This window comes from Gemmobacter fulvus (assembly GCF_018798885.1).
GTDB classification, from domain to species: domain Bacteria; phylum Pseudomonadota; class Alphaproteobacteria; order Rhodobacterales; family Rhodobacteraceae; genus Gemmobacter; species Gemmobacter fulvus.
In genome coordinates this window covers 1,754,335-1,775,040 of sequence record NZ_CP076361.1, presented here as the reverse complement: position 1 = coordinate 1,775,040, position 20,706 = coordinate 1,754,335, and the positions used below count along the sequence as shown (strand labels likewise).

General features: G+C 62.9%; 17 protein-coding genes. 9 read left to right on the top strand and 8 right to left on the bottom strand.

Annotated elements, in window-relative coordinates:
* The 6 genes from tspO (at position 1) to infB (ending at position 7,314) form a co-directional block, all read left to right on the top strand.
* Entirely contained in the window at positions 1-504 is a 504-nt protein-coding gene (gene tspO / locus KM031_RS08700; protein WP_215506250.1) for a tryptophan-rich sensory protein TspO, read from the top strand.
* Positions 505-656: 152 nt separating this feature from the next.
* Positions 657-1,634 (top strand): TerC family protein, encoded by a 978-nt coding sequence (locus tag KM031_RS08695; RefSeq protein WP_215506251.1) that lies wholly within the window; start codon positions 657-659, stop codon positions 1,632-1,634.
* Between the two features lie 178 nt (positions 1,635-1,812).
* Complete coding sequence (gene rimP, locus KM031_RS08690; RefSeq protein ID WP_215506252.1) at positions 1,813-2,424, top strand: ribosome maturation factor RimP; 612 nt, start codon at positions 1,813-1,815, stop codon at positions 2,422-2,424.
* Between the two features lie 17 nt (positions 2,425-2,441).
* Positions 2,442-4,064: a transcription termination factor NusA gene (gene nusA, locus KM031_RS08685; protein WP_215506253.1), complete on the top strand. Its 1,623-nt coding sequence runs from the start codon at positions 2,442-2,444 to the stop codon at positions 4,062-4,064.
* 20 nt (positions 4,065-4,084) lie between these two features.
* Entirely contained in the window at positions 4,085-4,732 is a 648-nt protein-coding gene (locus tag KM031_RS08680) for an RNA-binding protein (RefSeq protein ID WP_215506254.1), read from the top strand.
* Positions 4,729-7,314, top strand: a complete 2,586-nt coding sequence (infB, locus tag KM031_RS08675; RefSeq protein ID WP_215506255.1) for a translation initiation factor IF-2 — start codon at positions 4,729-4,731, stop codon at positions 7,312-7,314. Before KM031_RS08680 ends, infB begins: the two co-directional genes overlap by 4 nt.
* An 86-nt stretch (positions 7,315-7,400) precedes the next feature.
* Here infB and KM031_RS08670 read toward each other — a convergent pair whose 3' ends face one another.
* The 4 genes from KM031_RS08670 to KM031_RS08655 all read right to left on the bottom strand — a co-directional run bounded on the left by KM031_RS08670 (position 7,401) and on the right by KM031_RS08655 (position 10,314).
* Complete coding sequence (locus KM031_RS08670) at positions 7,401-7,541, bottom strand: hypothetical protein (RefSeq protein ID WP_215506256.1); 141 nt, start codon at positions 7,539-7,541, stop codon at positions 7,401-7,403.
* Positions 7,542-7,654: 113 nt separating this feature from the next.
* Positions 7,655-8,053, bottom strand: coding sequence for an 8-oxo-dGTP diphosphatase MutT (gene mutT, locus KM031_RS08665; RefSeq protein ID WP_215506257.1), 399 nt, complete (start codon positions 8,051-8,053; stop codon positions 7,655-7,657).
* Positions 8,050-9,444, bottom strand: coding sequence for a bifunctional glutamate N-acetyltransferase/amino-acid acetyltransferase ArgJ (gene argJ, locus KM031_RS08660; protein WP_215506258.1), 1,395 nt, complete (start codon positions 9,442-9,444; stop codon positions 8,050-8,052). The genes mutT and argJ overlap by 4 nt, the downstream gene beginning before the upstream one ends.
* Before the next feature lie 21 nt (positions 9,445-9,465).
* Positions 9,466-10,314, bottom strand: coding sequence for a peptidylprolyl isomerase (locus KM031_RS08655; protein ID WP_215506259.1), 849 nt, complete (start codon positions 10,312-10,314; stop codon positions 9,466-9,468).
* Positions 10,315-10,512: 198 nt separating this feature from the next.
* Here KM031_RS08655 and secA point away from each other — a divergent pair, with 198 nt between their 5' ends.
* The 3 genes from secA (at position 10,513) to KM031_RS08640 (ending at position 15,783) form a co-directional block, all read left to right on the top strand.
* Complete coding sequence (secA, locus tag KM031_RS08650; protein WP_215506260.1) at positions 10,513-13,209, top strand: preprotein translocase subunit SecA; 2,697 nt, start codon at positions 10,513-10,515, stop codon at positions 13,207-13,209.
* A gap of 127 nt (positions 13,210-13,336) precedes the next feature.
* Positions 13,337-14,245, top strand: coding sequence for a hypothetical protein (locus tag KM031_RS08645; protein ID WP_215506261.1), 909 nt, complete (start codon positions 13,337-13,339; stop codon positions 14,243-14,245).
* Positions 14,246-14,340: 95 nt separating this feature from the next.
* Positions 14,341-15,783 carry a phosphate ABC transporter substrate-binding/OmpA family protein gene (locus tag KM031_RS08640; RefSeq protein WP_246567175.1) on the top strand — a complete coding sequence of 481 codons (1,443 nt, stop codon included), beginning with the start codon at positions 14,341-14,343 and terminating at the stop codon, positions 15,781-15,783.
* Here KM031_RS08640 and radC read toward each other — a convergent pair.
* The 4 genes from radC to leuS are packed head-to-tail and all read right to left on the bottom strand — an operon-like array spanning position 15,755 to position 20,598.
* The gene (radC, locus tag KM031_RS08635) at positions 15,755-16,525 is read right to left on the bottom strand and encodes a RadC family protein (protein WP_215506263.1); all 771 of its coding nucleotides are present in this window, start codon (positions 16,523-16,525) and stop codon (positions 15,755-15,757) included. The two genes, KM031_RS08640 and radC, sit on opposite strands and share 29 nt — an antisense overlap.
* A 42-nt stretch (positions 16,526-16,567) precedes the next feature.
* A complete protein-coding gene (holA, locus tag KM031_RS08630; RefSeq protein ID WP_215506264.1) occupies positions 16,568-17,569 on the bottom strand; it encodes a DNA polymerase III subunit delta in 1,002 nt (333 codons plus the stop codon).
* Positions 17,570-17,579: 10 nt separating this feature from the next.
* Positions 17,580-18,065, bottom strand: coding sequence for an LPS assembly lipoprotein LptE (gene lptE / locus KM031_RS08625; RefSeq protein ID WP_215506265.1), 486 nt, complete (start codon positions 18,063-18,065; stop codon positions 17,580-17,582).
* Positions 18,052-20,598, bottom strand: a complete 2,547-nt coding sequence (gene leuS / locus KM031_RS08620) for a leucine--tRNA ligase (protein ID WP_215506266.1) — start codon at positions 20,596-20,598, stop codon at positions 18,052-18,054. The genes lptE and leuS overlap by 14 nt, the downstream gene beginning before the upstream one ends.
* Positions 20,599-20,706: the final 108 nt, after the last annotated feature.

Below are 20,706 nucleotides of genomic sequence, written 5' to 3'. Positions count from 1 at the left end.
ATGACACCCGAAATCGCCGGTGCTGCGGGCTTTGACTGGCAGCTTGCGTTTCTTTTCCTGATCGCCTCAGCGGCGGCAGGGCTGACGGGCGTGCTGTTCAAACCGGGTGCCTGGTATGAAAGCCTGGTAAAACCGGACTGGCGGCCGAAAAACTGGATGTTCCCGGTGGCCTGGACTACGATCTATGTCCTGTCGGCGCTGGCCGCAGCGCGGGTGGCCCCGCTGGCGGGCAATGCCTATGCGATGGCGTTCTGGGCGATGCAGATCGCGCTCAACACCCTGTGGACGCCAGTGTTTTTCGGCGCACGCCGCATGGGGCTTTCGGTCGCCGTGATGGGCCTGCTGTGCTGCGCCGTGCTGGGCATGCTGTGGACCTTCTGGTCGCTGGATGGCTGGGCCTTCACCATGATCCTGCCCTATGCGATCTGGCTGGGGCTGGCCGCGCCGCTGAACTGGCGGGTCTGGCGCGATAATCCCGGTGCAAATTTTTCGGCGGAGGCTTGAAACCGCGCCGCCACATCACATCTTTGACAAGCGGACCGGGCCCCTCTGACGACATGAAGATGTCGTGATGTCGGACCGCATCGAGCGCGCTCGATGCCAGCCCGGAGCCTTCGGCCTGACCTCAAGCGCAGCAACATGCAAGGAGGTCAGGGATGGACATTTTAACAATACTCTTCATGGGAACGCCGGTCTGGATGTGGGCCGTGTTCCTGACGCTGGTTCTGGGGCTGCTGGCACTGGATCTGGGCGTGACAAACAAGACCGATCACGAGATCGGGGTGGCCGAAAGTCTGCGGATGTCGGCCTTCTACATCGCCCTCGGGCTGGCCTTTTCGGGCTTTGTCTGGTGGCAGATGGGGGCGACCGCAACGGCGCAATATCTGACGGCCTTTGTCGTCGAAAAAACCCTCGCACTGGACAATATCTTTGTCATCGCGCTGATCTTCGGCTTTTTTGCCGTGCCGCGCATCTATCAGCACCGGGTGCTGTTCTGGGGCATCCTGGGGGTGATCGTGCTGCGGGGCATCATGATCGGGCTGGGGGCGACGCTGGTCGCGGAATATCACTGGGTTCTGTATATCTTTGCGGTGTTCTTGATCCTGACCGGGATCAAGATGCTGTTTTCCTCGGACAAAGAGCCTGACCTGCACGCCAACCCGGTGTTGCGGGTGATGAAGCGGTGGTTCCATGTCACCGACGATCTGCATGGGCATGATTTCTTTGTGAAGAAACCGCATCCCGAAACCGGGCGTCTGGTGCGCTTTGCCACGCCGCTGTTTCTGGCGCTGGTGATGATCGAAATCGCGGATCTGGTCTTTGCGGTGGATTCGGTGCCTGCCGTATTCACCATCACCACCGACCCGTTCATCGTCTATACGTCGAACATCTTTGCCATTCTGGGCCTGCGGGCGCTGTATTTCGCGCTGTCGGCCATTCTGCACCGCTTCGCCTATCTGAAATATGCGCTGTCGATCCTGCTGGTGTTCATCGGCTCCAAGATCTTCATCGCGGATCTGATGGGCTGGGAGAAGTTCCCGCCGGCCTGGTCGCTGGGCATCACCTTCGCGATCCTGGGTGCCGGGATCGTGGTGTCGCTGTGGAAAACGAAAGATCAGGTGGTCGAGGCATAACGGTCCATGCCGGGGGCGGCCTGTTGCGCCGTCCCCGGCCTCCGCAAGGCCTCCCCTTGCAATTGCAGGAAACCTGCGCTATGTCCCCTTCAACAGCGGCGCTTTCGGGTCCACACCGGAAGCCCATCGTAAGATGCAAACGGGCCCTGTGAGCCCGTTTTTTGTTTTTGGAACATAGATGTCCGACCTCATCGCCAAAACCGCCATTGATCGCCGCCTTGCGGATATCGTCGGCCCCGTCATCGAAGGCCTCGGCTTCGAACTGGTGCGCATCCGTCTGATGGGCGGCAAGATGCGGACGCTGCAAATCATGGCAGATCGTCCGGATGGCGGCATCGAAGTGGACGAATGTGCCGCCATTTCGACCGCCGTGTCCGCCGTTCTGGATGTGGAAGACCCGATCGAGGAAAACTATATCCTCGAAGTCTCCTCGCCCGGTATCGACCGGCCGCTGACCCGCCTGAAGGATTTCGACATGTGGTCGGATTACGAGGCGCGGCTTGAGACAACCGAGCTGATCGACGGCCGCCGCCGCTTCAAGGGCGTGCTGGCGGGCACCGAAGGCGACGAGGTGCTGATCGAGATCGAAGAGGGTGGCGAAAGCGTCACCATCGGTCTGCAATTCGACTGGCTGTCGGATGCGAAGCTGCTGCTGACCGACGAGCTGATCGCAGAAATGCTGCGCCAGCGCAAGGCTGCGGGCATTGTCGATGAAAGCCAGTTCGACGAGATCGAAGAAACCGACGGGGATGACGACGAAGAGTCGGAAACCCCTGCGACCAAACACTGAAGGCCAAGAGGGATATCATGGCGATTACGTCTGCGAACCAGCTGGAACTGCTTCAAACCGCCGAAGCGGTCGCACGCGAAAAGATGATCGACCCCGATCTGGTCATTCAGGCGATGGAGGAATCCCTCGCCCGTGCTGCCAAATCGCGCTATGGCTCGGAGCTCGACATCCGGGTGAAGATCGACCGCAAGACCGGCCGTGCCACCTTTGCCCGCATCCGCACCGTTGTGGCGGATGAGGAGGTGGAGAATCACCACGCCCAGCTGACGGTCAAACAGGCGAAATCCTACCTGTCCGACCCGCAGATCGGCGACGAAGTGATCGACGAGGTGCCGCCGGTGGATCTGGGCCGCATCGCCGCGCAAAGCGCCAAGCAGGTGATCCTGCAAAAGGTGCGCGAAGCCGAGCGGGATCGCCAGTATGATGAATTCAAGGACCGCAAGGGCACCATCATCAATGGTGTGGTCAAGCGCGAGGAATATGGCAACCTGATCGTGGATATCGGTCGGGGTGAAGGCATCCTGCGCCGCAACGAAAAGATCGGCCGCGAAAGCTATCGCCCGAATGACCGGATCCGCTGCTACATCAAGGATGTGCGTCGCGAAGCGCGTGGCCCGCAGGTGTTCCTCAGCCGCACCGACCCGCAGTTCATGGCCGAACTGTTCAAGATGGAAGTGCCGGAAATCTATGACAACATCATTGAAATCAAGGCTGTGGCGCGGGATCCGGGGTCGCGCGCCAAGATTGCGGTGATTTCCTATGACAACTCGATTGATCCGGTCGGCGCCTGCGTCGGGATGCGCGGCAGCCGTGTGCAGGCCGTGGTGAACGAGCTTCAGGGCGAAAAGATCGACATCATTCCGTGGAATCAGGATCAGGCGACCTTCCTCGTGAACGCGCTGCAACCGGCCGAAGTGTCGAAGGTTGTGATCGACGATGACGCGGGCAAGATCGAAGTCGTGGTGCCGGACGAGCAGCTGAGCCTCGCCATCGGCCGTCGTGGCCAGAACGTGCGTCTGGCATCGCAGCTGACCGGCCTCGATATCGACATCATGACCGAAGCCGAAGAATCGGCGCGTCGTCAGGCCGAATTCGCAGAACGCACCAAGCTGTTCATGGACACGCTCGACATTGACGAGATGATGGCGCAGCTGCTGGTCGCGGAAGGCTTCACCAATCTGGAAGAAGTGGCCTACGTCGAACAGGACGAGCTTCTGTCGATTGATGGCTTTGATGAGGGCACGGCGGGCGAGCTTCAGGCGCGCGCACGGGACTACATCGAAGAACAGAACCGCAAGGCGATTGAAACCGCGCGGGCGCTGGGTGTCGATGACAGCCTGTTCAATTTTGAAGGTCTGACGCCGCAGATGATCGAGGCGCTGGCCAAGGATGGCATCAAGACGCTGGAAGACTTTGCGACCTGCGCCGACTGGGAGCTGGCCGGTGGCTGGACCACCGAGAACGGCCAGCGCAAGAAGGACGACGGTGTGCTTGAAAAGTTTGACGTTTCGCTGGAAGAGGCGCAGCATTTGGTGATGACGGCCCGCGTGATGCTGGGCTGGGTGGACCCGACCGAACTCGCCACCGAGACGGACGACGCGGAAGTCGACGGCGACGACGAAGAGGAGGCCGAGGCCTGATTGGCCTCGGAGCACCAGGCGTGACACGCGGGGGCCGGACAGATACGACGCAAGACCCGGAGCGCAAGTGCATTGCCTCCGGTGAAAGCCAGCCCAAAGGCGGGTTGATCCGCTTTGTGCTGGGCCCTGATGGCATGGTGGTGCCGGACCTGCTGGGCCGCCTGCCCGGCAGGGGCATCTATGTGGCAGCGGACCGCGCGTTGATCGACAGGGCGGCGGCGAAGGGGCTGTTTTCCCGCGCCGCCCGGCAACCCGCAAAGGTGCCGGACGGGCTGTCCGATCTGATCGAAGGTCTGCTGGCGCGGCGCACCGTGGATCTGCTGAGCCTTGCCCGCAAGGCCGGGCTGGCGATCACCGGCTACGAGAAGGTGAAGGATTGGCTGGTCTCCGGTCAGGCACGCGTCCTGATTCAGGCCAGTGACGGGTCGGAGCGGGGGAAATCCAAGCTCAGGCCGCCGGAAGGAACGGGCAAGTTCATCAGTTGTCTGACAGCCCAGGAAATGGGTTTGGCATTCGGTCGTGAACATGCAATACACGGCGCGCTTGCGGCTGGTGGACTCAGCAACCGTGTTGTAGAGGAAGCGGCAAGGCTTACCGGGCTCCGATTTGGCGGAGCGGGTGGGCAAGTCGGCGGCGAGACCGCCGGAAGGGATACGAAGACGGCATGAGCGATACAGACGGCAAAAAACCCCTTGGGCTTGGTGGTGGCAACACGCCGCGTTCCGGTCAGGTGAAGCAGAGCTTCTCCCATGGCCGCACAAAGAGCGTGGTGGTGGAAACCAAACGCAAGCGCGTTGTGGTTCCGAAACCGGGTGCGACGGGTGGTGCTGCCGCGGGCGGCTCTGCGCCGCATCTGGGAGATCCCTCCAAACGTCCGGCCGGGATTTCCGATGCCGAGATGGAGCGCCGTCTGGCGGCGCTTCGTGCTGCGAAAGCGCGCGAACAGGAAGACAACATCCGCCGCGCGGCCGAAGATCGTCAGCGCGAAGAAGATCGTCAGCGTCGCCGCGACGAGATCGAGGCCAAAGAGCAGGAAGAGCGTGCCCGTGAGGCCGCGCTGAAAGCCAAGGCCGAAGAAGAAGAGCGCGCGGCGCGTGCCGAAGCCGAAGCGAAACTCGCGGCTGCTGCGGCCCGCAAAGCCGATGTTCTGGGCACCCGCCCGAAATCGGCACAGCCGAAAGATCAGCCTGCGAGCCCCGCCGCCAAGGAAAAGGACGCGCCCGCCGCGGCCCCTGCCGCGACCGAGGACAACCGTGGCCCGGCCTCGGCCAAACCCGGCCTCAGCCCGCGCAAGACCGACCGCGAACGCGAAGACCGGGATCGCACGTCCAAGAACAAGGGCGACGATGGCCGCCGCGCCGGCAAGCTGACCCTGAACGCCGCGCTGGATGGCGAGGGCGGGCGCACACGCTCGCTCGCCGCGATGAAGCGCAAGCAGGAAAAGGCCCGCCAGAAGGCGATGGGCTTCGGTCAGAAGCCCGAAAAGCAGGTGCGCGATGTGCAGCTGCCGGAAACGATCGTGGTGCAGGAACTGGCCAACCGGATGGCGGAACGCGCCGCCGATGTGGTCAAGTCGCTCATGAAAATGGGCATGATGGTCACCATGAACCAGACCATCGACGCCGATACGGCCGAGCTGGTGATCGAGGAATTCGGCCACCGCGCGGTGCGCGTGTCGGATTCCGACGTGGAACAGGTGATCGATTCGGTTCAGGACAAGGCCGAGGATCTGCTGCCGCGTCCGCCGATCGTGACCATCATGGGCCACGTCGACCACGGCAAAACCTCGCTTCTGGATGCGATTCGCAAGGCGAATGTGGTCTCTGGCGAGGCTGGCGGGATCACCCAGCACATCGGTGCCTATCAGGTGAAAACCGAAAACGGCGCGCTGTTGACCTTCCTCGATACGCCCGGCCACGCGGCCTTCACCTCGATGCGGGCCCGTGGCGCGCATGTGACGGATATCGTGGTGCTGGTGGTTGCGGCAGATGATGCCGTGATGCCGCAGACGATCGAGGCGATCAATCACGCGAAAGCGGCGAAAGTGCCGATGATCGTGGCCATCAACAAGGTCGACAAGCACGGCGCGAACCCGACCAAGGTCCGCACCGACCTGCTGCAACACGAAGTCGTCGTCGAAGAAATGTCGGGCGATGTGCAGGATGTCGAAGTTTCGGCCAAGACCGGCCAGGGCCTTGATAACCTGCTGGAAGCTATCGCGCTTCAGGCCGAGATTCTGGAACTGCGCGCCAACCCTGCCCGTGCGGCAATGGGTGCAGTGATCGAAGCCAAGCTGGATGTCGGCCGTGGCCCAGTGGCAACTGTTTTGGTGCAGCACGGCACGCTCAAGAAAGGCGATATCTTCGTCGTGGGCGAGCAGTGGGGCAAGGTGCGGGCGCTGATCAACGACAAGGGCGATGTGGTCACCGAGGCCGGTCCGTCGGTTCCGGTTGAAGTGCTGGGCCTGAACGGCACGCCGCAAGCCGGTGACGTGCTGAACGTGGTGGAAACCGAAGCTCAGGCGCGCGAAATCGCAACCTATCGTGAAAGCGCAACACGTGACAAACGTGCGGCTGCCGGTGCGGCGGTGACGATGGAACAGCTGATGGCGAAAGCCAAGGCGGATCAGAGCGTTGCCGAACTGCCGGTGGTGGTGAAGGCCGATGTTCAGGGCTCTGCCGAGGCCATCGTGCAGGCGCTGGAAAAGGTTGGCAATGCCGAGGTGCGCGTGCGCATCCTGCATTACGGCGTTGGCGCCATCACCGAATCGGACGTGACGCTGGCAGAAGCCTCGGGCGCGCCGGTGATCGGCTTCAACGTGCGTGCCAATGCTTCGGCGCGCAACACCGCCCATCAGAAGGGGGTCGAGCTGCGCTATTACTCGATCATCTATGATCTGATGGATGATATCAAAGCGGCGGCCTCGGGCCTGCTCAAGGCCGAAGTGCGCGAAACCTTCATCGGTTATGCGCAGATCAAGGAAGTGTTCAAGGTCACCGGCGTTGGCATGGTGGCTGGCTGTATCGTCACCGAGGGCATCGCCCGCCGCTCTGCCGGTGTGCGCCTGCTGCGTGACAGTGTGGTCATCCACGAAGGCACGCTCAAGACCCTCAAACGCTTCAAGGATGAGGTCAAGGAAGTGCAGTCGGGCCAGGAATGTGGCATGGCCTTTGAACGCTACGAAGACATCCGCCCCGGCGATGTCATCGAGATCTTTGAACGCGAGGAGGTCCAGCGCAAGCTGGACTGATCTTGCGACGCCAGAAATGAACAAGGCCGGGCGAGATGCCCGGCCTTTGTCTATTCTATCGGATCTCAGCGATCTGGCTGCAAGGATCAGGCGGCGCGGGCACCTGATACGGGATAGCCGACAAAGGTCTTGTCATCGACGCGAACCATCAGCTTGCCATCGGCGGTCTTGCCGACAACGACGCCCTGAACCGAAATACAGCTTCCCAAAGATATCGTGCGCAGCATTCTGTCTCCCCCCAAATATGCAGCCTCGTATGACAGGATAGCGACAAAAGGCTTAACTTTGGAATAACAAAAACGTCGCAATTCCGGCCGTCTCAGCACTATTTTTGCCTGTTTTATAGCCAGTCGCGCAAGATTGGTATCAGAGGGATGTCTGCGGGTGGCATGGGGTAGTCTTTGAGTTTATCCGCGCGTGCCCAACTGAGTCGCTGGCCCTCGCGGCCGGTCGGCGTGCCCTCCCAGCGGCGGCAGGCAAAAAGCGGCATCAGCAGGTGAAACTGCTCATAGGCATGGCTGGCAAAGGTCAGCGGCGCGAGGCAGCTTTTCCAGGTGTCGATGCCCAGCTCTTCCTTCAGTTCGCGGATCAGCGCGACTTCCGGGGTTTCCCCCGGCTCCACCTTGCCGCCCGGAAACTCCCACAACCCGGCAAGGGATTTGCCTTCCGGGCGTTGCGCCAGCAACACCCGGCCATCGGCATCAATGAGCGCCACGGCGGCGACAAGGACGATTTTCAAGAGCGGTAATCCGCATTGATGGCGATATAGCGGTCGGTCAGATCGCAGGTCCAGACAGTGCGTGCGGCCCGCCCAAGACCCAGATCAACGCCGATCACCAATTCGTCGCGTAGCATATAGGCCGCCCCATCCTCTTCACGATAGGCCGGGTTGCGCCAGCCCTTTTCGGCCACCAGAATATCGCCAAAGGTGATCTTCAGCCGGTCCCGGTCTGCCGCAGCGCCGGATTTGCCGATTGCGGCCACGATGCGACCCCAGTTCGGATCCTGCCCGGCCACCGCCGTTTTCACCAGCGGCGAATTGGCGATGGACATGGCAACCCGGCCCGCATCTTCGGGCGAGGCGGCGCCTGTCACGCGGATTTCCACGAATTTCGTGGCGCCTTCGCCATCGCGGATCACCTGATGCGCGAGGCTCATCATCACCTCGCGCAGCGCCGCCTCAAAGGCCTTTGCCACCGGGCCCTTCACCTCGGCGGCAGCGGACTGGCCGGTGGCGCAGAGCAGCAGCGTGTCGGAGGTCGAGGTGTCGCTGTCGACGGTGATGGAGTTGAAGGTGCTGTCGACATTGCGCGCCAGCATCTTTTGCAGATTGGCGGCGCTGATCTTGGCATCGGTGAACAGATAGACCAGCATCGTAGCCATGTCGGGCGCGATCATGCCCGAGCCTTTGGCGATGCCCGAAATATGGATCGGCCCGCCCTCGCCCTCGATCACCGCAGCCGCCCCTTTCGGGAAGGTGTCAGTGGTCATGATGGCTTCGGCGGCCATCTGGATGGCCTCTTCGGTCAGATCTGCGGTCAGTTGCGGAATGACGGCAGTGATCTTCTCGAAGGGCAGCGGCTCGCCGATCACGCCGGTGGAGGAGGAAAACACGCGCGAGGCGGGCAGCGCCAGCGCCTCGGCCACGCCGCCGGTGACGGCGGCCACAGCCGCATCGCCGACCTTGCCGGTAAAGGCATTGGAATTGCCGGAGTTGACAACGATGGCCGCCCCCGCCCCGGCGGGAACTTTCATCGCCAGCTTGTCCTGACAATCACGCACACAGCCCGACCGGGTGGAGGAGCGGGTGAACACCCCTGCCACGGTGGTGCCGGGGGCCAGATGCACCAGCATTACATCCTTGCGATTCTGGTATTTGATCCCGGCCCCGATTGCCGCGAAAGACGCGCCCTTGATCACCGGCAGCTTGGGAAACCCGTCCTTGGGAGCCAGCGGCGAGACAGGCTTTGCCGCCTTCTTGACCGCCGCCACCGCCGTTTCGGCTGCATCCGCCACTTCGGCCCCAACAGCGGCCCCCGCTTCGGCCAATTGCGCTGACAGATCGGAAACCTTTTTCTTCAGTTTCTTCTTCAGCGCCTTTGCTTCGGCTTTCCAATCGGTCTTGGCCATGGTTTTCCCCCTCTGCCGGGATTACTTGTCGAGCAAGGTCTGATCTTTCAGCACCGCCGGGTCAATCCCTTCGCCGGGCTTCTCGATCTTTGCATCCTTGGTCAGGGCGGCAAGATGATCCGCAATGGCCTGCTTTTCAATCTCGGCGGCAAGTTCGTCGCGCAGATCGTCAAGGCTCGGCACTGTCGCGTCGCGGGTTTCGATCAGCTTGATCAGGTGCCAGCCGAAATCGGTCTGAACCGGGCCTGCCAGCTCGCCTGACTTCATCGCCAGAACCGCATCCTCGAAGGGTTTCACCATCATGCCCGGGCCGAACCAGCCCAGATCGCCGCCATTGGCGGCAGCGCCGTCGCTGCTGTGGGTCTTGGCGGCATCGGCAAATTCAACGCCGCCTTCGATCTGCGCCTTGATCTCCTTTGCCTTGTCTTCGCTGTCCACAAGGATATGGGCGGCGTGATATTCGGTGCCGGGTTTGGCATCCTTGAAGCGGCTGTCATACAGCGCCTGCAGGGCCTTGTCCGTCACGGCCTTGTCGACCACGGCCTGCAGCGCGATGCCCGACAGCGTGCCGCGACGGTCGTTTTCCAGTTGCAGCAGATCGCGCTTGGCCAGCGTCGGCTCGACCGACTCGGCCAGTGCGGCCTGTTGCACCAGCTGATCCAGAATACCCTTGAACAGCACGTCATCGGGCAAAGACTGGTATTGCGCGGGCAAAGTGGCGCGCATCACCAGCATATGGCCCAGCGTGATCGCCTTGCCATTGACCGTCGCAACCACCGTTTCGGGCGAAAGCTCCTCTGCCAGCACCGGCCCGGCCATCAGGGCCGCACCAAGCGCGATTACGCCGAGGAATTTCGTCATTTTCGCCATTATCACCGTCTCCTGATCGGGGCTGCGCCTTGCGCCACGTTGACTTGGGCCGAGCCGCCCCTTACATCGCGGAGGTCGCGCGAGACGGGGCACCTTCGCGCCTTTCCGGGTTCTTCTATGAAAGCTGGGTGAGGCGGGCAAGTGCCATGACCCCCTAAGCCTCGCACGATCTTGTCAGCAAGACACAGCGGAGAAAACATGCTTGGTCTCGGAACGCTCGCGCGGAAGGTCTTTGGAACGCCGAATGACCGCATGGTCAAATCGGTGCGCCCCCTGGTCGCAAAGATCAATGCGCTGGAGCCAGAGTTTCAGGCGCTCTCGGATGAGGGACTGAAAGAAAAGACCCGCGCGTTTCAGGCGCGGGCACAGGGCGGTGAAAGCCTGGATACGCTGCTGCCCGAAGCCTTTGCCAATTGCCGCGAAGCCGCGCGGCGGGCGCTTGGCCTGCGGGCGTTTGATGTGCAGCTGAAGGCGGGGATCTTCCTGCATCAGGGCAATATCGCCGAGATGAAAACCGGCGAGGGCAAGACCCTCATGGCCACCTTTCCTGCCTATCTGAACGCCTTGGCGGGCAAGGGCGTGCATGTGGTGACGGTGAACGATTACCTTGCCAAGCGCGATGCCGAATGGATGAGCAAGGTCTATTCTGCGCTCGGGCTAACCACCGGGGTCGTCTATCCCTATCAGCCGGATATGGAAAAGCGCGAGGCTTACCGCGCCGACATCACCTATGCGACCAACAACGAGTTGGGCTTCGATTACCTGCGCGACAACATGAAATCCTCGATCGAGGATATGGCGCAGCGCGGGCATTTCTATGCCATCGTCGACGAGGTGGACAGCATCCTGATCGACGAGGCGCGCACGCCGCTGATCATTTCCGGCCCGTCGCAGGACCGCTCGGACCTGTATCAGGCGGTTGATGCGCTGATGCCGGAATTGCTGGAAACGCATTACAAGCTGGACGAAAAAGGCCGCAACGCCACCTTTACCGAGGATGGCAACGAATTTGTCGAACAGCGGCTGACCCAGCTTGGCCTGCTGCCCGAAGGCCAGACCCTGTATGACCCGGAAAGCACCACGCTGGTCCATCACGTCAATCAGGGCCTGCGCGCGCACAAGCTGTTCCACAAGGATCAGAATTATATCGTGCGCGATGGCGAGGTGATGCTGATCGACGAATTCACCGGCCGCATGATGCGCGGACGGCGGTTGTCGGACGGGTTGCATCAGGCCATCGAGGCGAAGGAAAAGGTCGCGATCCAGCCCGAAAACGTGACCCTCGCCTCTGTCACCTTCCAGAACTATTTCCGTCTGTATGACAAGCTGGCCGGGATGACGGGCACCGCCCAGACCGAAGCCGACGAATTCATGGAAATCTACAAGCTGGGTGTGGTGGAAGTGCCGACCAACCGGCCTGTGGCGCGGAAAGACGATCACGACCAGGTGTATCGCACCGCCCGCGAAAAATATGATGGCGTGGTGAAGGCGATCAAAGAGGCGCATGAAAAGGGCCAGCCGATGCTGGTCGGCACCACCTCCATCGAGAAATCCGAATTCCTGTCGGACCTGCTGAAGAAAGAGGGCATCGCGCATAACGTGCTGAACGCCCGCCAGCACGAACAGGAAGCGCAGATCGTGGCCGATGCCGGCAAGTTCGGCGCGGTGACCATCGCCACCAACATGGCCGGTCGCGGCACAGATATCCAGCTGGGCGGCAATGTCGAGATGAAGGTGATGGAGGCGATTGCCGCCGATCCGCATCTGCACCCCGATGAGGTCCGCACCCGGATCGAGGCCGAACATGCCGCCGAAAAGCAGCGGGTGATCGACGCGGGGGGGCTTTATGTTCTGGCCACCGAACGTCACGAATCGCGCCGGATCGACAACCAGCTGCGTGGCCGGTCGGGCCGTCAGGGCGACCCGGGCCGGTCCAGTTTCTTCCTGTCGCTGGAAGATGACCTGATGCGCATCTTCGGGTCAGAGCGGCTCGATTCCGTGCTGTCGAAACTGGGCATGAAGGATGGCGAGGCGATTGTTCACCCCTGGGTCAACAAATCGCTGGAGCGGGCTCAGGCCAAGGTCGAAGGCCGCAACTTCGACATGCGCAAGCAATTGCTGAAATTCGACGATGTGATGAACGACCAGCGCAAGGCCATCTTCGGGCAGCGCATGGAAATCATGCAGGCCGAAGACCTGTCGGAAATCGTGCAGGACATGCGCTATCAGGTCGTCGACGATCTGGTCGAAGAATTCATGCCGTCGAAATCATACCCTGAGCAGTGGAACAGCGCCGGGCTTTATGCCGCCTGTATCGAAAAGCTCGGTCTGGACGTGAAGGTGATCGACTGGGCCAAGGAAGAAGGCGTCGATCAGGACGTGATCCGCGAGCGGCTGGAAAAGGCTTCGGATGCGCTGATGGATGAAAAACTGGCCGCTTTCGGGCCGGAAACCATGCGCAACATCGAAAAGCAGCTGTTGCTGCAAACGATTGACGGCAAATGGCGCGAGCATCTGCTGCGGCTGGAGCATCTGCGGTCGGTCGTCGGCTTCCGTGGCTATGCGCAGCGCGACCCGCTGTCGGAATACAAGAACGAAGGCTTCACGCTGTTTGAATCCATGCTCGATGGTCTGCGCCAAGATGTGACGCAGAAACTGGCGCTGGTCCGTCCGATCTCGGCGGAAGAGCAGCAGTTGATGATGGCGCAATATCTGGCGCAGCAACGCGCGGCAGAGCCCGAGCCGGAACCCGCAGCGCTGCCCGAGGCCACTAGCGCCGCGCTGCCCGGCTTTGACGAGGCGGATCCGGCGACCTGGGGCAATCCGTCGCGCAACGATCCCTGCCCCTGCGGATCGGGCGAGAAGTTCAAGCACTGTCACGGCCGTCTGGCCTGACGCGAAAGGGGGGCTGCGGCCCCCTTTTCCTTTGGTGGCGTGCTGGAAACATTCCCCGCTTTCGCCACGGATTGGCCCCTTTCGACTCCTATCACGGCAGCAACGCATTTTCTGTGGAGCCGTGAAAATGAAGCTGCAACGACGCATCGCCCTTGCCTCTGCGCTTCTGGCCATTGGCCTGGGTGCCGGGCATTTTGTTCAGAACCGCACGACCAAGGCGCAGACCCTCGCGGCGCTGCCCGAGGTGACGCCGTCCAGCGTCGTGCCGCTGGCTGCGGGCCCCGAGGATGTGGCCAGCCCACCAAGCAAACCGGCCTTGCCCGCCGCGCCCGCCCTGGCCCCGGCTGCCCCCGCCCCCATCGTCAGCGCAGAGGCCTGCCCCCGACAACTCGATCTGATGGCGCGGGATCGGGCCATGATCGGGCTGACGCTGATCGCGCCCTGCCATCCCGCCGAGCGCGTGGTGGTCAAGCATGGCGGGATGGTGGTGACGGCGAAAACCTCTTCCACCGGCACCTTGTTTCTGGATCTGCCGGGCCTGAAAGCTAATGCCGAGGTAGAGCTGGCCTTTGCCGATGGCACAAAGACGGCTGCCCAGATTGATCTGCCCGAGGTGGCGGGCGTGCAGCGGTTTGCCGTGCAATGGCTGGATCAGGATGCGTTTCAGGTTCATGCCTTTGAAAACGGCGCGGATTACGGCCAGAAGGGCCATGTCTCTGCCGCCGATCCGCATCGCCCCGCCCCCGGCATGGCCAGCAAGGGTGGATACCTGACCCTGCTGGGCGACAGCACGGTGGATCTGCCGATGCTGGCCGAAATCTACACCTATCCGATGGCAGGGGCGGCAGAGCTGGTGGTCGAGGCCGCGGTGACAGAGGCGACCTGCGGGCGCGAATTGCTGGGCGAAACCCTGACTTCGCGGGGCGGTGCCGTCGAGGTGGCGGAATTGACGCTGGCAATGCCCGATTGTGCGGCAGCGGGTGACATTCTGGTGTTGAAAAATCTCGTGCCGGAGATGACACTCGCTGCCAAGTAACAGGTAGGTCATTCATGCGGCGAAAGCTTTGGTGCGCGGCGGTTTTCGCCGCGCTCTCGTTTTGCGGAACAGGTGCTTTTGCGCAGGATGTCACCTTGACCGCACGGGATGGCTCTTTGTCCATCGACGGCACGTTGCAGGGGTTTGACGGTGAATTCTACCGCGTCGACACCAAATACGGCCCGCTGACGCTAGATGGCGAAGGCGTGATCTGCGAAGGGCCGGGCTGCCCCGATCTGACAGCCACCTTCGCGATGATCCGGATCATGGGCGCAAAAGAGCCGGGCAATGCCCTGCTGCCCAGGCTTTTTGCCGCCTATGCCGCGACGCGCGGCCTGACCATCGAGACCAAGCTACTGGCCGAGGGTTTTGAAACCCGGCTGACCGATCCGGGCAGCGGTCAGGCGCTGGCGCAGATCAGCTTCACCCCCTCCACCCCAGAACAGGGGCGCGCGGCGCTGCTGGCGGGCGCGGCAGAGCTGGTGGTGTCGGTGACGGCAGACAAGGGGTTTGGCGCGCGGGCGATGGGGCTGGATGCGCTGATCCCGATTGTGGCGCAGGACAATATCCACCCCCGCATCTCTACCCCGGATCTGGCGCGCGCGCTGTCGGGCGAGATCCGCAACTGGCAGGAGTTGGGCGGGCCGGATATGCCGCTGGTGCTGCACGCGCTGTCCCGCGACACCTCGATGCAAGAGGCGCTGGCCGCGCGGCTGGGCCGCGATGTGGCGGCGGTGGTGGAGCATGACAGCGTGGCCGATCTGGCCGAGGCGGTGGCGCGTGATCCTTGGGCGCTGGCGATCACCGGCCAATCAGCCAAGGGCGCGGCCCGGGCGCTGCCGCTGACCGACAGTTGTGGTTTTCTGCTGCTGCCAGTGCGCGCCTCGGTCAAGGCTGAGGATTACCCGCTGACCCTGCCGCTGCATCTGTTGACCCCGCGCCGCCGCCTGCCGCTGTTCGTGCGGGAAATGCTGGAATTTCTCGATCACCCCGCCGCGCAGGCGGCTGTGGCCGAGGCGGGGTATGTGGACCGCGCGCCGGAGGTGGTGCCTTTGACCGCCGACGGCCTGCGCTTGCTGAATGCGATCAAGGGCGCGGGCGGCGATGTGCCGCTGGACGAGCTGAAACGCCTTGCCGATGTGATGGCGGGGGCCAGCCGGTCCTCGCTGACCTTCCGGTTCGAGGATGGCAGCAGCACGCTGGATGCGCGCAGCCGCGAAAACCTGCAACTCTTGGGGCAGTTGCTGGCGGTCGGGGCGTTCAAGGGGCTGGATGTGATCCTCGCCGGATTTTCGGACGGGTCCGGCGATGCGGCGGCCAATATGGCGCTGTCGGAAAGCCGGGCGATGGGCATTGCCACCGCTTTGGCCGAGGCCGTGCCCGATCTGGCCGAAGGGCAGGCCTTCCCGCGGGTCGAGGCCTTTGGCGAGGCGCTGCCGATGGCCTGCGATACCACGGCGGCAGGACGGCGGGCAAACCGCCGCGTCGAACTCTGGCTGCGGCCCGCCACTACAGATAGTGCTGCGCCCGAAAACTGAGCTCGCGTTCCTTGCCGATGATCAGATGGTCATGCAGGGTGATGCCCAGCACATCGGCCGCATCGCGTATCTGCATGGTCATACTGATATCGGCATCCGAGGGTGTGGGGTCGCCCGAGGGGTGATTGTGCACCAGAATCAGCGCGCTCGCATTCAACTCCAGCGCCCGCTTCACCACCTCGCGCGGATAGACCGGCACATGATCCACTGTGCCTTTGGCCTGTTCCTCATCCGCGATCAGCACATTCTTGCGGTCGAGAAACAGGATGCGGAACTGTTCGGTTTCCCGATGCGCCATGGCGGTGTGGCAATAGTCGAGCAGCGCATCCCAGGAGGACAGGATGGCGCGCTGCATCACCCTGGCGCGGGCCATACGCTGTGCTGCGGCCTCCAGCACCTTCAGCTCCAGCACCACCGCCTCGCCCACCCCCTTCACCGCCAGCAGACGGGGGGCGGGCGCTGTGACCACCCGGTTGAAATCGCCGAAAGTGTCCAGCAGCAGCCGGGCCAGCGGTTTGACATCCAGCCGGGGCAAGGCACGGAACAGCACCAGTTCCAGCAATTCATAATCCGCCATCGCGCCGGCCCCGCCTTCGGTAAAGCGTGCGCGCAGGCGTTTGCGGTGATCCGCGATATACGAGGGCAGACGGCCTGCAAGCGGGGTTGCAATGGCCTCATCCTCGTCGCCCGGTGGGGCGAACAGCGGCAGGCTTGCTTCGTGAAAGGCGCGGGAACTGGTCATGCCGTGAGCGTCGCGCGAAAGGGTAAAGGCTAGGTTAATGGCCTAGCGCTTCATCATCGCCAGTCGGATCATCGCCCGCTCCATCACCGCCATCGCAGGGGCCTTGGAGGTGGAGCGCAGCGTGAGGTCGGTATCCACGATCAGGCCAAGCGCATCTTCCAGCCGCTTGACCGCCCAATCCTTCGACTGTCGCAGGATGCGGTCCTTGCGCGGGCCGCGCACCCGGAAAACCGCCTGCCCGCTTTGATCGGTGGCCAGCGCGTGCAGGGTGCGGAAATGGCGCAGCGTGAAAATGCACAGCGTCACCGGCAGCGTGCCCTGCCCCTCCAGCCGCCGGATCAGCGGGCCGATGGCCCCCGACCGACCTTCGGCCACCGCATCGATAAGATCATCGACTTCGGCCTCGATGGTGGCGGGGGCCATGGCAGCCACATCCTCGGCCATCAGCGGCGTGGTATCGCCCCATTTGTAGAGCGCGATCTTTTCGACGGTCTGACGAAAATCGCCGGGATCCAGATCGCGGGCGAGGCTGAGCAGATCTGTCATCGCGGCGCGGTCGATCTGGGTCAGCCCCGCCTTTTGCAGCGTCGCCTCGATTTCCTCGCGCGAGGGCGGATCATCATAAAGGCCGATGCAGCGGGCCGAAGGATGGGCGTCAAACAATTTGACCAAGGCAGATTTGGTGGTCAGCCCGCCTGCGGTCACCACAAGCTGTGCATCGCCCGGCCGCCAGTCCTTCAGCGCCGCCGTCACCAGCGGGGCCATCGTGTCGGTCGCATCCTCCAGAAACGCCACGCGCGGGCCGGGAAAAAAGCCTTGCGCCTTCAGTGCGTCCATCAGCGCGGCAGGATCCTTGCGCACCTCTGCGGCGGGCAGGCGCGACAGCCGCATTTCGGCCTCGCCCTCCGGCCCGATCAGGGCGGCGATCAGCTCTTGCCGCCGCATCGCGACCCGCATCGCATCCTGCCCGAAGATCAGCACTCCGGTGGCGGCGGGATCGGGTTTGGCGAAATAGGCGGTGGCGGCTGCGCCCGAAAGTTTCATGGCGCGGCGGTCACAGGATGCTGCCCGCCGAGGCGACAAGCCGGGTGACGATCTGATCGGCCAGAATCCGCATCAGGCGATAGGCCGCATCCTCTTCGGCAGACAGCCCCGCCACGGTGGAGCCGGTGGCCGACCACGAGGTAAAGCTTTGCGCGCGGCCTTGGGTGACGGTGGTGCCCGCCAGATCGGTCAGAACCCAATCGACGGTTCCGTTCAGATTGTAGCGGGTTGTCGCGTTTTCGGGGGTGATGCCGACGCCGATCGACTTGGTGGTGATGGTATAGCGCAGCGCGAATCGTGGCGTCTGAGGGCGGCCCAGCCGCTCTTCCAGCCGCTCCACCAGATCGAAGCTGTTCTTGCTGTCGGGGTTGTCGACCCGCACCGCATTCTGCAAGCCCGCCGCAGGCCCCCCCGGCGCATAGGCCGGGGTAAAGGTGCAGGCGGCAGGGGCAAGGGCCAGCAGGCCCAGCAGGAAACGGCGGTTAAACGACGACATTGATGATACGCCCCGGCACGACGATGATCTTCTTGACCGGCTGCCCGGCCAAGAACTTGATCACATCCTCTTCCGCAAGGGCGCGTTTTTCAACCTCGGAAGCAGGCATATCCTTGGGCACGCTGATTTCCGCCCGCCGCTTGCCATTGATCTGGATCGGCAGGGTGACGGTATCGTCGATCAGCAGCGCCGGATCGGCCTTTGGCCAGGGGGCCTGCGCGCAAAGCCCCGCGCCGCCCTGACAGGTCCAGATCGATTCGGCGATATGCGGCACCATCGGCGACATCAGCTGTGCCAGCGTGCGCATTGCCGCCTGTTGCGCGGGTTTGGAGGCATTGGCCTTTGCCAGCGTATTGGTGAATTCATAAAGCTTGGCGATGGCCTTGTTGAAGGCAAAGCTGTCAATGCTCTGCGTCACCTCATGCACGGCCTTGGCGGTGGCCTTTGCCAGATCGGCATCGGTGCTGCCGCTGTGATCGGCGGGCAGCTCTGCGATGCGGACGCAAAGCGACCAGACCCGGCTGAGGTGCTTGTAGGCCGCTTCGGCCCCCGAGGCCGTCCATTCCACATCCCGTTCCGGCGGGCTGTCCGACATCACGAACCAGCGCGCGGTATCGGCCCCGAAGGCGGCGATGATGTTCATCGGATCGACGACGTTCTTCTTGGATTTCGACATCTTGGCAGAGGGGATGATCTCTACTGCCGTGCCGTCGGCCAGTTTGCCGTCGGTCACATCCTCCGGCAGGTGATAGACCGGACGCCCCTTCGCGTCGGTGGTCTTGTAGATCTCATGCGTCACCATGCCCTGCGTGAACAGCGCATTGAACGGCTCGATGGCCTTCTGCGGCAGGTGGCCGGTGGCGGCCATCGCGCGGGCGAAGAACCGCGAGTAGAGCAGGTGCAGGATCGCATGTTCGATGCCGCCGATATACTGATCGACGTTCATCCAGTAATCGGCATCTTCGGCCACGGTCGGCGTGGTGGCGCGCGGCGCGGTGAAGCGGGCGTAATACCACGAGCTGTCGACGAAAGTGTCCATCGTGTCTGTCTCGCGCCGGGCCGCAGCACCACATTTCGGGCAGGTGCAATTGCGCCAGGTCGGGTGGCGGTCCAGCGGGTTCCCGGGAATGTCAAAGGTGACATCATCGGGCAGTTGCACCGGCAGGTTCTGCTTGGCCTCGGGCACCACGCCGCAGGTGGGGCAATGGATCACCGGGATCGGGCAACCCCAGTAGCGCTGGCGCGAAATGCCCCAGTCGCGCAGGCGGTAATTGGTGACGCCCTTGCCGATGCCCTGCGCCTCGCACAGCGCAATCGCCTCGGCCACCCCGGCCTCGCCGGTGGTGGCGCTGCTGCCGGGCAGGCCGCGCACATAGCTGACGCGTTCCGATTTCATCGGCACATAGGCCTCGGTCAGCGGCGCATCGGGCGCACCTTCGGCGGTAAACACCGCGTCGATGGCCAGCCCGTATTTGCGGGCAAATTCAAAATCGCGCTGGTCATGCGCCGGGCAGCCGAAGATCGCGCCGGTGCCGTAATCCATCAGGATGAAATTGGCGATATAGACCGGCAGTTCCCATGCAGGATCAAAGGGATGCTTGACGCGGACCCCGGTGTCGAAGCCGCGCTTTTCGGCCTTTTCCAGCGCCTCTTCGCTGGTGCCGATGCGGCGGCATTCGGCCACGAAAGCGGCCAGATCGGGGTTTGTCGCCTCCAGCGCCTTGGCCAGCGGGTGATCGGGGCTGATGCCGGCAAAGCTCGCCCCCATCAGCGTGTCGGGACGGGTGGTATAAACCTCCAGCGTCTCGAAACCGGCAGGGGCGGCTACGGTGTCAAACCGGAACTGCAGGCCCTGCGATTGGCCGATCCAGTTGGCCTGCATCAGCCGCACCTTTTCGGGCCAGTCTTTCAGCCCGTCCAGCGCCGCGCGCAATTCGCCCGCGTAATCCGAGATCTTGAAGAACCACTGCGTCAGCTCGCGCCGTTCCACCACCGCACCCGACCGCCAGCCCTTGCCGTCGATCACCTGTTCATTGGCCAGCACGGTCATGTCGACCGGATCCCAGTTCACCACGGCATTCTTGCGATAGACGAGGCCCGCCTCCATCATGTCGATGAACATCGCCTGTTGCTGGCCGTAATATTCCGGGTCGCAGGTGGCAAACTCGCGGCTCCAGTCGATGCTGAGGCCCAGCGGTTTCATCTGCGCGCGCATGTCGGCGATATTGCTGTAGGTCCAGTCTTTCGGATGGCCGCCGCGTTCCATCGCGGCATTTTCGGCGGGCATCCCGAAGGCATCCCAGCCCATCGGGTGCAGCACGGAAAACCCGCAAGAGGCTTTGTAGCGCGCCACCACATCGCCCATGGTATAGTTGCGCACATGGCCCATGTGGATGCGCCCCGACGGATAGGGGAACATCTCCAGCACATAATACTTCTGCTTGGCCGGATCGCGTTTCGCGGTGAAAACCCCGGCCGCGTCCCAGGCCTCTTGCCATTTGGCTTCGATTACAGCGGGTTCATAGCGCGACATGCTTGCCTCTTTCATCCAGACTGTCCAGGGCCAGGCGGCCTGGGGATTGCCCGCGCCGGATTACACTGCCGCCCCGTGAAAGGCCAGTGGGATGCGCGCAGGCAGATG